Origin of the sequence: Ruegeria sp. HKCCA5763, from assembly GCF_013034545.1 — a bacterium.
In the GTDB taxonomy this organism is placed as follows: Bacteria; Pseudomonadota; Alphaproteobacteria; order Rhodobacterales; family Rhodobacteraceae; genus Ruegeria.
The window spans coordinates 106,103-120,240 of record NZ_WQGF01000004.1 but is presented as its reverse complement, the minus strand read 5'-3'; the positions used below and the strand labels follow the sequence as shown (position 1 = coordinate 120,240).

Genomic DNA, 14,138 nt, shown 5'->3' with positions numbered 1-14,138 from the left:
ATTAAATGAGAAAACGCTGGTTCGCCGTGGCAGGCATCGCGGCTGCGTTGGGTCTCGTTTACATGTTCACTGGTACGCCGCAAACCACAATGAAGGTCAGCGACGGACGGGCCATCCCGATGGGAGCCTCGGGATCGATGTTCATGGTTACGCTGAACCTGCAAAACGATGGTGAACCTCGCACTCTTCTAGCTGTCACGTCGCCTTCCGGAGGCCAAACATCCATAATGAATCCCGGACGTGACGGACCACTTGTAGTGCCCGGAAGTGATACGGCGCAACTGGCAATGGATGGCGCTCATGTCATGTTGCAAGTCCCGGAGGGCGCGTTCCCCGAAGGTACGTACCATGCGCTTGCGCTGGAATTTGATGACGGCACCGAAGTTGTCACCCGCATCTTGCACCCCGAAGCGACCGGTGGCGCGAGAGGAATGGATCACAGTATGTCCAACGGGATCGCTGTTTCACCCAGTCCAACCATCGAGCTGGCGCAAGATCCAGATGTCAGCACAGACGGGTTCGCCATTGAAATCAGTGTTGAGAATTTCGAGTTTGTCCTCATTGAGGATAGCGCACCACATGTCGATGGTCAGGGGCACGCGCATATCTATCTGAACGGTTTTAAGTTGGGCCGCCTTTATGAAGAGCGCTTTGAGATCGGCGCTCTTGCGCCCGGCGACTATATTCTTACCGTCGCACTGAACTCCAACGACCACCGCCCTTATGTTTTCGAAGCAGCACCTGTTGCTCTGACCTACAGCTTCGGCCTTTAAGAACTTGGTATGAGATAGGGGCTGTCCCTGATCGACACACAGCGCTCCGTTTTTTTCAGATGCACTTCAGACTGGTCGGCTTATTATTCGCATACTAATGACTGAGTTTCGATACACCGCTCTGCCAATTGCTTTGCGATGTTTAAGGCTCGTTCCAGAATTTTCTTGACGCGCGCTTACATCCTATATTCGTATACTAATGAATATCGGGAGGATCTTATGGAAAAACTGGTCATCAAGAACATCGGTATGATCCTGTCCGGCAAGATGGAAGACCCAATCTTTGACGGCGATTGTTTGATTGCGATCGACGGCAAGATCGATGCGTGGGGTTATGAAAAGGACCTTGATACAGACGACCCGACCTCTGTTGTTGACGCGCATGGAGTGACGCTGGCCCCCGGTTTGATCGACAGTCATGTGCATCCGGTTGTCGGCGATTACACCCCGCGACAACAGCAACTCCACTGGATTGACTCCACCCTGAATGGAGGCGTGACCACGATGATCTCGGCCGGGGAGGTCCACATGCCCGGCCGACCCAAAGATGTGATCGGCCTCAAAGCGATGTCGATTGCAGCACAGCGTTGGTACGAGAATTTTCGCCCCTCAGGCGTCAAGGTTCACGCAGGTGCCCCAGTGATCGAACATGGTATGGTCGAAGAGGATTTTGCAGAGCTGGCGAATGCTGGCGTGAAATACCTGGGCGAAGTTGGCCTGGGGTCGGTCAAAGATGGCAAAACCGCGAACCAGATGGTCGAATGGGCCCGCAAATACGGCATTCAGTCAACAATCCATACCGGGGGGCCGTCCATCCCCGGGTCTGGTCTCATTGACGCAGATATGGTGATCGAAACGGGTACGGATGTGATCGGCCACATCAACGGCGGTCACTCGGCGCTGCCAGATGACCAGATCATCTGCCTGTGTGAAACCTGCACCAAGCAAGCCTTTGAAATCGTGCATAACGGTAATGAACGCGCTGCTGTGCTGACCGTGAACACAGCGCGTGAACTTGGCAAGCTGGATCAGGTGATCCTGGGCACTGACGGGCCAGCAGGGTCAGGTGTACAGCCCCTTGGCATCCTGCGCATGATCGCGATGCTGTCAGCCTTTGGAAATGTCCCGGCCGAGATCGCCTTTTGCTTTGGCAACGGCAATACCGCACGACAGCGGGATCTGAATGTGGGCCTGATCGAAAAAGGCCTGTGCGCCGATTTTGTTCTTATGGACCAGGCCCAGCACGCACCGGGGAAAACCATGCTGGAAAGCGTTGCGCAAGGGAACCTGCCCGGTGTCGGCATGACGATCATCGACGGTGTGATCCGCTCGGAACGTTCACGCAACACACCTCCAGCGCAACGCCTGCCGGAACGCATCCTCTAAGCACGACGGAAGGTCAGGTGATCTTTCTGAGCAATGTCAAAAGCGTTTTTTGTTCAGATTTCTTGAGCGGCGCCAGAGTTTCCTGTGAGATCCCTAACCCATCTGCATAAAGCTGGTCTATCAATTGCGCACCCGCATCGGTCAATGAAATGATCGAGCGTCTTTTGTCTCCGGGATCGGCAGTCGCTTGCAACAGACCCTTGGCCTTCAGCCGGTCGACCACCCCTTTGATCGTCGCGATATCCATTGCCGCAAGTCGGCCCAGCTGATTTTGCGAAACCTCTTTCTTCTCGGCCACGCGGATCAGCGTGGAAAACTGAGTGGGCGTCAAATCTCTGGAGATACGGTTCTGAAAGATGATCGAATGGCGTTGGCTGGCCAACCGCAAAAGATATCCGACCTGATCTTCTAGACGGTAGGGATCGACGCTGTCTGACATAAGTGCTCCTAACGAAGCCCGTCTTTGCCTTCTGCGTCGTCATGGGTCAAGCCACCAACTCGCGGTAGCGGCCGCCCGCTGTCAGTCACTGCCACAGCTACCATAATCTCGTTTGCGCGCGGCGCATCATTCAGGCGCACTTCAATCCCGTCGAAATGGCTGCGCACATAGGCCGCATCCTTGTGTCCAAGAGGCACATCCAGCACCTGACCCGGAGATCCCATCTTTTTCGAGGACGGCACCAAGGCCGCTCCTTTCTCTACTTCTTTCCGCAGTGGTGCGCCGAGTTTAGGATGCAGAATTGCAGCGGCGTGTTCCAACTCGCCATTCTCTCCCACCATGGCCGACTTACCATAGCTTTCAGCTTGTTCGGGCGCGATACCAAGGGCTTCGACGCATTTGCGACCCAACAACGCACCCAATTCCGCGCCTATCTCCATCAGCGCACTCAGGTCTTCCTGATAAGCACCTGCAAACGGGTTCTCGATCACGGCCACTGCAACTGCTTTGCGCGTGGCCGGGTCGATCTTGCGCCCGATTTCGGTATGGGTTTCTTCGATGTTCACGGCAATTTTGCGGATCTTGGCATTCATCTCAGCCCATCCTCTCCTTTGATGTCTTTTGCAGCCAGGCCACCAGCCCGGTCGTGGATGCGGGGCCCAGTGCTCATGACAAGAATAACGGCCATCTCGCCCGCCTTGGGTGCGTCATTCAAGCCAACTTCCATGCTGTCAAAATGGCTGCGCACGTATGAAGCATTGATATGGGTGATCGGCACATCCAGCCGCCCACCCACACCGGCGACCTTTTTGGATGAGGGCACAATCGCATTCGAGTTGTCCAGAAGCTCGCGCATCGCGTATCCGCCGGGCGCGTGCCACAGTGCACCATGCTCCAACTCACCGGCCTCTCCAATCATTGCGCCTTTGCCATACCCTTCGATTTTGTCAGCGCCTCCCAGCATCTCGACCAGACGCTTTGCCATTTTCAATCCCAGCGGCTTGAGGTCCTCCATGAACCACTGAATGTCGGGCTCGTACCGCCCTGCAAACGGGTTCTCGATGATCGCGATCGCCGCCGCCCGGCGCAAGGGTGTTGCAGGGACAGGGCCACCTTCGTGGAAAATCTCCTCAACGGAATAGGCGGTCTTTCGGACGTTAAGTTGGGACATTTTGGATCTCGTGTTGAATGGGTAAAATATGTGCGCCGGTCGTGACGGCGTGGCCTTGAAGGAACAGTGCCGCAGTTCTAAGGCAACCGTGGGTCTTTAACGATGTTGCGCGACGGACGCCGAAGGCCAATGCTTGCTGGCACTCGCTGGCCGATAAAGCGCCACAACCGACAACCACAGGCAAGCCCCCAAGATCGCTGTTCTCGTCAACCCCGCTGGCTGCGCGACGGCTGACCGAAGGGTGCCCTGGCACATCCACTGCATTGGCAACAAGTGTTGCTGCGGCATCAGCCTCGGCGGCAGAGTTAGCAAGAACTGTCACGCTGTCTGCTATACCCAACGACAGGCTACGCCCGTGGCGGCCCGACGTCGCGATACCGCCAATTCGATCCGCACCTGTGACCTCGATCCGGCCCAAATCGCTACCGTCATGGGCCTTGATCGCTGTTTTGAACGAGGTCCCCGGCGTCAGATGTAAGGCAATGTCGCCACCGTTATTGACATAAGCGCGGGTGATATCCGCGTTTTTGGTCATGGCCGCAAGAACCTCGTCTGCTATGCTTCCCGCCACGGCGGCCATCCGGGTTAGATAGCCTACATTCATCAAAGGCAGACACGCATCATGCATTCGGCGTGCCACCGCGCCCATGGGGCGGTTGGTAAATGGTGACAACATCGCACGAAGGTCAGGCAGCTCCTCGACCACCTCGGCAATAATGGTTTCGAACCGACGCATTGCGGCCCGATACGCGTGATCCCGCGCGCCATCCGCCCATACGATCAGATCGCTGGGGCCATGCTGCAAATGCAAGCGCTGGCCATCGGGCAACAGGCGCGCGTGCGGTTTCATTCCGCGTCTGCCTTCCAGCGGTAGTTGCCAAGGTCCATTGGATTCCCCGCTTTGGGATTTTGCCGCACATGACGGGCCTGATCAGAGTTTATGTCACTCACCTGCCGCATATGGTCGACGTGCCCGCCCAACGCGGCATAGTCGCTCACGCGCAGGGTGAACTCGATAGGCGCGACCAGAGCAGGCGTTGGAACGTAGCCAAAAGAACTGGTTGGCATGTCCAGAACGTCCACCATCACAGTGATACCGCCGCCGGGCCAAACATAAGCATCCGCCCCACCGCAGGACACATGCGTCAGCGCCTCCTTAACCGATTTGGTCAGACGCACTGGGTTTTCTGTGACACCCGCCCGCAGCGATCCCCCTGCCCCGCCCATGAACAGGACCGAGCAAACCGATGGTTCGCAGTTCTCCGCGATCAACGCCGCCGAGGACGCAAGTTTCGCGGGCACCTCTCGCTGTTGCGGAACAAGATCAGCATCAAGCTCGTAATATGAGAATTGCTCACCGGTGGTCGACACCATGAACAACCGCAACCCTTCCCAGGCTGTTTTGGGATTGAACGGGCCGAGGATCGCCAGAGGATCTTCAATATCCGTGCCGCCCCACCCTGTTCCGGGTTCTGCCACCTGAAAATACCGCCCCGGCGTCGAGCGGCGCCCCTTGATCTTGATCCCCGTCGCCGGCACGTCTAGCTGCTTGCCTGTTTCGTGCTCACTGAGAACACCGGTTATGTGATCGTCCACCACCACAACGTCGTCCACATGGCCGATCCACTGTTTCGGAAACATGCCAATGGTGGCCGAGCCGCAGCCCACGCGCATTAGGCTTTCGGTAACGCCATTTATGATCGGGGGTTGACCTGCCTGCACCACAACTTCTGTCGCGTGATCCTCTTCGCCGATTATCATGGTCACTGGTTCTCGGTTGCACAGCCGCAGCAGCGCGTCACAAGTCACACGGCCTTCTTTCTTACTGCCACCCGTCAGGTGCTCGACACCACCCAAAGACAACATCTTTGACCCGTATTCCGATGTCATTACATGGCCGATCGGCTCGCCATCCACGCGCACAACATCGCGTTCGTGGCCAATATGGCGGTCGGTGTCGATTTTTACCTTCACACCGCAATAGCTAAAGATCCCCTCGGTCACGACCGTGACCATATCGACACCTTCAACCTTCTGACTGGCGATGAAGGGGGCGGGCTTGTAATCGGGATAGGTTGTTCCTGCGCCAACGGCAGTAACAAACTGACGCTCTCCTTTGAAGATGTCACCATCCCAATCCGCGGACGCGCCCTCTCCCATAAACGGTACAAGATCCGGCCCGCTTTGGATGATGGTCAGCGGATCCAACCGTACCAGTTCACCACCATGGTTTGCATAGCGGTCACAAGCGCCGGACTTGCCGTCGGCGATGTAACACATCACCGGGCAGGCATCGCAGCGGATCTTTTCGGGCTTCGAAGCATTGGTCATTGCATCACGCTCTTCTTCAGGGCCTCATGAACGACGCTGGGGGTCGCAGGGCCTTTGTACAACCGCACCCCGGTTGCGTGTTTGATCGCGTTCAAAAGCGCAGGCGCGGTGGGGATCAAGACGTGCTCTCCCAGACCCTTGGCCCCGAAAGGCCCATGCGCATCAGCCTCTTCGATGATGATCGCTTCAATCGGAGGGATATCCCCAATGGTCGGGATCAGATAGTCATGCAGGTTCTCAGTCCGGCCAGGGATGTATTCTTCCATCAGCGCCATGCCAAGTCCCTGAGCAATCCCACCGTGAATCTGCCCTTCCACAAGCATCGGATTGATAGCCTGGCCGACGTCATGAGCCGCGACAAATTTCACAGGTCGGACAATGCCCAGCGCGGTATCTACCTCGACCACGGCCAAATGCGCGGCATAACCGAATTGGGCGTAAGGATGCCCTTGCCCGTTGTCGTCCAGGGGTTTTGTCGGAGGATCATAGCTTTCTTCCGCACGCAGAACAAAACCGTCTTCATCGGCTGCAAGCGCAGACAGGGTCAAAACATGAGATCCTGCGGCATCGGTTGCATGGATTTCTCGGTCTCTGAAGCCCAGAACTGCATCCTCTGCCACATTCAAACGCTCCAGGATCGCAGCCCGCAACGCTTTGCCCGAAAGCCGCGCCGCATTACCCGAGACAAAAGTCTGGCGCGAGGCCGAGGTTTTGCCCGCGTCAGGTGTTACATCCGTATCCACGCCAACGCGCGTGATCTGACCTGCTTCGACCCCAAGCGCGGTTGCAAATATCTGCGTGATGACGGTGTTGGCCCCCTGACCAATATCCATCGCACCTTGATGCAGCACCACCGAGCCATCTGCGCGAATACCACATTTGATGGTTGACGGGTTGGGCAAAGATGTGTTGCCGCACCCGTACCAGCCACTTGCGATGCCGACGCCGCGTTTCAGCTTTTCGTTGCGGGCGTTGAACCCCTCGGCCTCTGCACGTTCTAAATCCCAGGCAGGCCGCAACGCCTCAAGACAAGACTTGATCCCGACGCCCTGATCAAAAACCTGCCCGCACACGGTCGGCACATCATTGTCCAATGCGTTCGCTATGCGGAATTCCAGCGCGTCCATTCCCAATTTCTCGGCCAGTTCGTCAAAAAGACTTTCTTGCGCGATGGCCGATTGCGGCACGCCAAAACCACGAAACGCACCGGATGGCGGGTTGTTGGTGTGAACGCCCTTGGCCTGCGCTACATAGTCCGCAACGCGATATGGACCCGAGGCATGGACCGGAACCCGGTTCGCCACCGTTGGCCCCCAACTGGCATAAGCACCAGTGTCGAAGCTGCCGCGAAAGTCAAAGCCGCACAGCTTGCCATCTTCATCAGCTCCGATCCTGAGTGTGATGTCGCACGGGTGCCGCTTGGTCGAGCTTTGCATGGATTCCGTGCGTGAATAACAAAGCCGTACCGGCTTGCCTGTTTTAATCGCCGCAAGCGCCAGATAAGGCTGAACGCTCATATCCAACTTGGCACCAAATCCGCCGCCAACAGCAGTAGGAACCACCCGGATTTTGGCGCGATCCAACCCCAGAACAAGCGAAAGCCCGTCAAGATCCATCACCGGGGCCTGCGTGCAGGCATGCACCTCAAGACGACCGTCTACGAGTTCTGCAAACCCCGCTTCTGGCTCTATATAGGCATGTTCCACAAAGCCGCTTTGAAATCGGCCTTCCACAGTCACATGGGCACGCTCCAGCGCCGCCTCAGGGTCGCCGCAGGTCACAAACCCGGTGCACATCACGTTGTTATTCCGCCCCTTATGCAACTGTGCCGCAGAGACACTCTGAGCTGCGCCCATGTCCTGAGCTGCAGGCAACTCAGTCCAAACGATCGGCAATACGTCAGGATCAATCGCGCGCAGAGCATCCCGCGCGCCGACCAGGGCAGCGACCGCCTCACCCCGGAACCGAGTTTCTCTCTCGGCGAAAACGGGCTGATCCTCAAACCCCGGAATGACACCAAAGCAATTCTGGCCCGGAACATCCGCCACCGTCAGGACCGCGTCCAGCCCAGCCGCCTGCGCAAACCCCTCAAGATCACCGATTTCGAAGGTTGCCCGCGCAAAGGGCGAGCGGATTACCATAACCTCAAGGCACCCGGCCGGCGCCACGTCGTCCCCATATTTCACGACAGCTGAGACCTTTTCGATCCCATCCAAGTGTTGGATCGCGTCACCCACCTGGCCTGCTGTTTCGGTTGCCATGGCAGGCGCGCCCATGACAGCGTCGATGATTTTGCGGTAGCCCGTGCAGCGACACAGCACGCCACCCAAAGCGTCTTGCACCTGCGTCTCGGTGGGCGCAGGCACATCTCGCAAAAGCGCGACAGCGGACACGATCATACCCGGCGTACAGATGCCGCACTGCGCCGCCCCATGATCCAGAAAACTCTGCTTTAACCTCGTGGCAACGGGGTCTTGGGCGTTCAACCCCTGCACAGTCTCGACCTTGCGCCCTGCAACCTGATGCGCCGGGGTCAGGCAGGCGCAAACTGGGTCACCATCGATCAGTACGGTACACGCCCCGCAATCCCCTGCGTCGCAGCCGATCTTGACATCACGCTGACTCAGACTTTCACGCAAAACCTCGGACAATCGTTGGCCAGGTGCGACGAGTGGGGCCGCCTCTCGACCGTTCAGTTGGAATGGAACCGGGGTATCTGACAACGCTTTGTTCATGACGTAACCGCCTTGTGAATTGCGCGCTGAACTTGATGACGCACCGCGTCGAACCGGTACGATGCCGCCCCCCGGACGTCATCAATGGGCGTCAGACTCGCGATGTCGTCCTGCGAAATCCTTAGTTTATAGGGATCCTGCCCGATCAAACGCGCTTCCAGCGCTGTCAGCCGCTGCGCCACAGCGGAACAGGACCCTACGGCGACGCGGGCATCTGCGATTTTGCCCTGTGCATCCAGCAGGATGTTAACCGCCGTCATGGCAATCGAGATGACCAAATAGCGGCGGCTGCCTAGCTTCTCAAAGCCGGATGTCATGCGGACATGTTGTTTTGGCACAATGATGGCTGTCACCAGCTCATCTTCTCTAAGCACCGTTTGCCGCACGCCCGTAATAAATTCGCCCAACGGCAGAATGCGTGTCCCTCGCGCTGCGCTGGCAAGCTCAACCTCAGCGTTCAAGGCCAGCAGAGGCGGAACACCATCTGCCGCCGGTGACGCGTTGCAAATGTTCCCGGCAATCGTGCCCGCGTTCTGGATTTGCAGGCTTCCGACCTCACGCGCTGCCTGTTTCAAGGCGTCAAACGCTGCGGGCAAATCCGCTCTAACAACATTCGACCAAGTAGCAGCCGCACCAAACCTTGTGGCGTCTTCCGTTTGCTTGATGTCAGACAGGCCACCGACTCTGGTTATGTCTAACACATTCTCCGTCTGCTCACCCGGTCGTAGTGCCGGATAAAAATCTGTGCCACCCGCGATTACACGAACCCCAGCCTGCTTACGAAGACACAGCGCATCCGACAGCAAGCTTGGTTGTGAGTAGGCCATGCACAAATCCATTTTCGTTAGCGTACTAATGATAAGAGGGAGTTTCCACTAAAGTCAACATGACTGGCCAGGGAACGAAGAAGAACGGGATGCGTTCCGGGCAGTCTGTTGGTGTCGCATTCACTGGAACCCCGAACTGCACACGTCTGTGTTGACAGAATTCCGAAGCTGGCTAGGGAACATGACGCAACAAGTGCTGAACAGATCGGCGCTCCGAAATCGGTGCGGGTCGCCCTCACGCTAGAGGAGGGGATCCGATCCGGCAGGCTGGACAAGGGTGCGCCGCAGGCCAGTGAGAACACGCTGAACAAGCGGTTCTAGGTCAGTCGCAACATGGTACGAAAAAGCCTGGAGATCCTCAGCCGCAAGGGCCTGATCACAACGAGGCGCGGGGTTGGATCATTTGTCACTTTCGGCGGCAAAACCGTCGACGATCACACGGGATGGAGCGTGACATTGTCCTCAGGTGAAACCGAACTCGCCACGCGCGTCTTTCGTTTAGCGCGTGGAGAAATGGATCTGGTAGGTGCACCTGATACGGCTGGCACCGATGTCCTGATGGTCGACCGCCTGCGATTTCGGGCAACCACTGGCCAAAGCGTCTCACTGGAACGCAGCCGCCTTCCTTGGCGTGCAGGATTCTCCGAGATTCTTGAAAGCGGGCTGAAAAAGTCGATCAATGAAAATCGGCGCACCATCTGATGTTGTACTTCAGACTTGCCTTCGAATATGACCCCCTTAACCTGCCTCGCTTTGTTGCTACCATGGAAGCTTTGGCAGTTTGCATGGAAACTTTATTCAACGAAAATGATTGAATTTGCGTCGCGTGGAAATCCTCTAACAATTGTCCGCGAAGTTCAAAATCGAGCAATAGTAACAAACCTAAACAAGCAAAAAAATGATTGATTCCTGTTTGGTTGTCCGCCCATCAAGTGTCTCGCCACGATATTTAGACCGGCTCTTGTTTTTCAAGCCCGACAACGGCGATGGAATTCGCCTGGCTGGTTAAATTCACGTTCCGAAACTAAATAGGGTCGGTCGGTATCTCACCCGCCGTCCCTTTTTCCATTTTGTGGGCGATCTCAGCGTCCAGCGAGTAAAACAACCCTCACCGTGCAGCCAAGATCCTAAAGCTGAACCCGCTTTGAATCCGCTGTTGGTCCAGCAAATTGGTGTATTCAGCTATAAGCAACCGTGTTTTGTTGCTGTATGCCGAGGCCTTCGATGGAAAGTCGAATTTGTTGACCTTCTCTCAGAAATACCGGTTCAGGCTTTTGCCCCATACCGACGCCCGGAGGCGTGCCGGTGGAAATGATATCGCCAGGCTCCAGAGTCATAAACCGGCTGCAATAGGAGATGAGTTCTGCCACTCCAAAGATCATTGTTGAGGTCGAACCATTCTGATATCGAACGCCGTCCACTTCTAACCACATGGCAAGTGCCTGCGGATCCGGAACTTCATCCCGAGTCACCAGCCATGGGCCAATCGGGCCAAATGTGTCACAGGATTTTCCTTTAACCCACTGACCGCCCCGCTCGATTTGAAACTCGCGTTCAGAAAGGTCATTTACAACGCAATATCCCGCGACGTACGAAAGGGCATCCGCCTCGGAGACATGACGAGCAGTTTTTCCAATCACGACCCCGAGTTCAACTTCCCAGTCAGACTTTTGAGAGCCTTTTGGGATAATGACATCATCAAAAGCGCCGACGATGGAACTGGTCGCTTTCATAAACAGGATCGGCTCACTAGGGATCGGCATATTCGCTTCCTTGGCATGATCGCTGTAGTCCAGCCCAATGCACAAGAACTTCCCGATACCGGATACACAGGCCCCCAGACGAGCCCCTTCTTCTGCTAGCGGAAGACTGGAGACGTCCGCGGACCGAAGAACTTCAAGCGCGGAATCGGTAAGCACGTCACTGTTGATATCAGCGACAACTGTCGACAAGTCGCGGATCCTTCCTTCTTCGTCTACAATTCACGGTTTTTCCTGGCCCGGTGAACCAAATCGCACAAGTTTCATTTCATCTCCGATTTTATGCTAGAGCAGTTGGGCTATAGCCCTAAGCCTAGATTTCGATGCGATGGTGTGGTCAATTTCATCGTTATGAACATAAACCAGCTCAAAACGCTACTCGCAGTCATTGAACAGAAATCTTTTGCTGCTGCAGGGGAAGTCATCGGGCTGTCGCCTTCGGCTGTAAGCCTTCAGATAAAGGCCATGGAAGATGAGTTGGGCGTACAGTTGTTTGACCGTATCAAGCGACCCCCTGTACCGACGGCGCGGGGACGCGCTCTGGCAGAGCACGCGCAACAGACTCTGACCCTCTTCGAAGCGTCGGCGCGTGTAGCACGGGGTGAGATCGTCAGATCAAGATTGGCGATTGGGGCTGTCCCCACGGCCTTGGCAAGCTTCCTTACGGTTGGCCTGAAGGCGCTGCAGACGACCTATCCCGCCTTGCAGGTCGAGGTAAAAAACGGAAGTTCATCTGCATTGGCCCAGAAGCTCACGGATGGGCATGTAGACGTTGCGATATGCACCAAACCTGTGAACCCGATCCCCGGTCTGGATTGGCACAGTATCGCGATTGAACCTTTCGTTGTTGTAGCTCCAGCGCATGCCAAGGGCGACAAATGGCAGGACTTGCTGCGCACGCAACCGTTTATCTGGTTCAACCGTAAGACTTGGGCAGGCCAGAGCATTGAAGAAGAACTGCGTGCTCAGAACATTGACGTGAAAAGTGCGATGGAGATCGACTCACTGGATGCAATTTCCAATCTTGTCAGTGAGGGGCTCGGGGTTTCGATTGTTCCGCTCTGCAAAGGTCGTCGGCCATTTTCGAACCGCCTGCGCACGCTTCCTTTTGGGGATCCGCCGTTTTCCCGAGAGATCGGAGCTTTCACAAACTCCGACGGCCGGGCAGATCTTGTAATCGATACTTTCATAGGGGCGCTGCAGTCTTCATGAGGAAACCTCATGCAAGAAACAAGAAATTGAAACTAACATAAATTTTTTTGGCGATGCTATGCTGACTTTATCAACAAGGCGAGCGCACCATGCTTCAAGACGCTAACTATTCAGCAACCCCGTCATTCGAGCTATCCGTCAGACAACGCGAAATTCAAAACAAGGCTCGGCACATCGCCGAAACCGTCTCCGGCCCGCTTGCTGCAGAAACTGATCGTTCCGAGAGGTATCCGGTCCGCGTTGTCGAAGCGATGACCAAATCGGGGCTAATGGGCATGAGCGTTCCCAAATCGCTTGGCGGTCCTGGTCACAGCTATTTTGACGTCGCACTTGTTGTTGAAGAGTTGGCTGCAAAATGTGGAGTATCGGGTCGGATCGCTGTTGAAGGAAATATGGGAGCCGTCGGCGCGATTATCACCTACGGATCACACGACCAAAAGAAAAGTGCGGCAGCGCATGTGTTGGCCGGTGACAAACCGGCAATCTGTATCACAGAGCCTGATGCAGGAAGCGCCGCGACCGAAATGACCACTACAGCGGTGCGCGAAGGCAATGCATGGGTTTTGAAGGGAAAGAAACACTGGATCACGGGAGGTGGCGTCTCGCAGCTCTATTTGATCTTTGCCAGAGTTATTGAAGAGGGCGAATTCAAAGGGATCGGTGGCTTTATAGGCTATCTGGGCGAAGACGGGCTGATGATCGGCGCGCGTGAGCCGACGCTGGGCCTTCGTGGCATCCCGGAAACCGAGGTCATTCTGGATAATCTGCGCCTGCCCCTGGACCGGTTGATTTCACCGCCCGACGGGCTGAAGCATGGCTTTTCCGCATTGATGAACGCCTACAATGCGCAACGCGTCGGGGCGGCGGCGGTCGCGCTTGGGATCGCACGCGGAGCGTATGAGGCAACGTTGGCGTTTGTAAAAACGCGCGAGCAGTTCGGTCGCCCGATTGCCGAATTCCAGGGTCTGCAGTGGATTATTGCCGATATGTCGATGCAGATTGATGCCGCTCGGATGATGATCTGGCGCGCAGCGGCCAGTGCAGACCGACAGCACTTAGGTTTTCCTGATCCCATGTTGGCGGCGCAAGCCAAGGTCTTCGCCTCGGAAATGGCGGTGAAAGTGACCAACGACGCGTTGCAGTTACACGGCGCACGCGGGTATTCGCGCAACACTCCCATCGAGCGCATGATGCGTGATGCACGAATGTTCACAATAGGCGGCGGCACGGCGCAAATGCTGCGCAACCTCGTGGCTGGACAGGTTTTGAAAATGAAAACCCCGCAAACACGGGGTGGATATCTTCCGAAAAACGAAAACGCTTGAAGAAACAATCAGAGACCAAGACGTATTGGACAAAGCGCATCCCCTGGCTTTGAAGCGGCGCGGAAGGCGTGACGTTTCCCGGAGAATGCACAACCGACGGCGTGAGCAACTTAGACTTGCAATTGGCTTAGCTTTCCAGCGGAATACCTTCACCTTAATTTCAGCTTTTGTTGGAAGGA

Annotated in this window: 13 protein-coding genes; 5 read left to right on the top strand and 8 right to left on the bottom strand. The window is 56.1% G+C overall.

Annotated elements, in window-relative coordinates:
• Positions 1–5: 5 nt before the first annotated feature.
• Complete coding sequence (locus GOV89_RS09060; RefSeq protein WP_171238002.1) at positions 6–773, top strand: copper chaperone PCu(A)C; 768 nt, start codon at positions 6–8, stop codon at positions 771–773.
• 219 nt (positions 774–992) lie between these two features.
• On the top strand, positions 993–2,159 hold the full coding sequence (locus tag GOV89_RS09055) for an amidohydrolase family protein (RefSeq protein ID WP_171176424.1): 1,167 nt from the start codon (positions 993–995) through the stop codon (positions 2,157–2,159).
• 13 nt (positions 2,160–2,172) lie between these two features.
• On the opposite strand, the gene GOV89_RS09050 is transcribed toward GOV89_RS09055, so the two are convergent.
• Genes GOV89_RS09050 through GOV89_RS09020 form a run of 7 tightly spaced genes read right to left on the bottom strand, consistent with a single transcriptional unit; the run spans position 2,173 to position 9,662 of the window.
• Positions 2,173–2,598: a MarR family winged helix-turn-helix transcriptional regulator gene (locus tag GOV89_RS09050; RefSeq protein WP_171176414.1), complete on the bottom strand. Its 426-nt coding sequence runs from the start codon at positions 2,596–2,598 to the stop codon at positions 2,173–2,175.
• An 8-nt stretch (positions 2,599–2,606) separates the two neighbouring features.
• Complete coding sequence (locus tag GOV89_RS09045) at positions 2,607–3,191, bottom strand: amino acid synthesis family protein (RefSeq protein ID WP_171176412.1); 585 nt, start codon at positions 3,189–3,191, stop codon at positions 2,607–2,609.
• Positions 3,188–3,769, bottom strand: a complete 582-nt coding sequence (locus GOV89_RS09040) for an amino acid synthesis family protein (RefSeq protein WP_171176409.1) — start codon at positions 3,767–3,769, stop codon at positions 3,188–3,190. Before GOV89_RS09040 ends, GOV89_RS09045 begins: the two co-directional genes overlap by 4 nt.
• Positions 3,756–4,619 (bottom strand): UPF0280 family protein, encoded by an 864-nt coding sequence (locus GOV89_RS09035; protein WP_171176407.1) that lies wholly within the window; start codon positions 4,617–4,619, stop codon positions 3,756–3,758. The genes GOV89_RS09040 and GOV89_RS09035 overlap by 14 nt, the downstream gene beginning before the upstream one ends.
• Positions 4,616–6,100 carry a 6-hydroxynicotinate reductase gene (locus tag GOV89_RS09030; RefSeq protein WP_171176405.1) on the bottom strand — a complete coding sequence of 495 codons (1,485 nt, stop codon included), beginning with the start codon at positions 6,098–6,100 and terminating at the stop codon, positions 4,616–4,618. Before GOV89_RS09030 ends, GOV89_RS09035 begins: the two co-directional genes overlap by 4 nt.
• Positions 6,097–8,835, bottom strand: coding sequence for a molybdopterin cofactor-binding domain-containing protein (locus GOV89_RS09025; RefSeq protein ID WP_171176403.1), 2,739 nt, complete (start codon positions 8,833–8,835; stop codon positions 6,097–6,099). Before GOV89_RS09025 ends, GOV89_RS09030 begins: the two co-directional genes overlap by 4 nt.
• Positions 8,832–9,662: a xanthine dehydrogenase family protein subunit M gene (locus tag GOV89_RS09020; protein WP_171176402.1), complete on the bottom strand. Its 831-nt coding sequence runs from the start codon at positions 9,660–9,662 to the stop codon at positions 8,832–8,834. The genes GOV89_RS09025 and GOV89_RS09020 overlap by 4 nt, the downstream gene beginning before the upstream one ends.
• Positions 9,663–9,995: 333 nt before the next feature.
• Between GOV89_RS09020 and GOV89_RS09015 the strand changes: the two genes are divergently transcribed.
• Positions 9,996–10,364 (top strand): hypothetical protein, encoded by a 369-nt coding sequence (locus GOV89_RS09015; RefSeq protein WP_174827339.1) that lies wholly within the window; start codon positions 9,996–9,998, stop codon positions 10,362–10,364.
• 476 nt (positions 10,365–10,840) lie between these two features.
• Here the strand turns inward: GOV89_RS09015 and GOV89_RS09010 are convergent, their stop codons facing one another.
• Positions 10,841–11,644, bottom strand: coding sequence for a fumarylacetoacetate hydrolase family protein (locus GOV89_RS09010; RefSeq protein ID WP_371810633.1), 804 nt, complete (start codon positions 11,642–11,644; stop codon positions 10,841–10,843).
• Positions 11,645–11,755: 111 nt separating this feature from the next.
• On the opposite strand from GOV89_RS09010, the gene GOV89_RS09005 reads away from it, so the two are divergent.
• Both GOV89_RS09005 and acdA read left to right on the top strand, forming a co-directional pair.
• Entirely contained in the window at positions 11,756–12,634 is an 879-nt protein-coding gene (locus GOV89_RS09005; protein ID WP_171236271.1) for a LysR family transcriptional regulator, read from the top strand.
• 89 nt (positions 12,635–12,723) lie between these two features.
• Positions 12,724–13,959: a 3-sulfinopropanoyl-CoA desulfinase gene (gene acdA / locus GOV89_RS09000; protein ID WP_171176396.1), complete on the top strand. Its 1,236-nt coding sequence runs from the start codon at positions 12,724–12,726 to the stop codon at positions 13,957–13,959.
• The last annotated feature ends 179 nt before the right edge of the window (positions 13,960–14,138 follow it).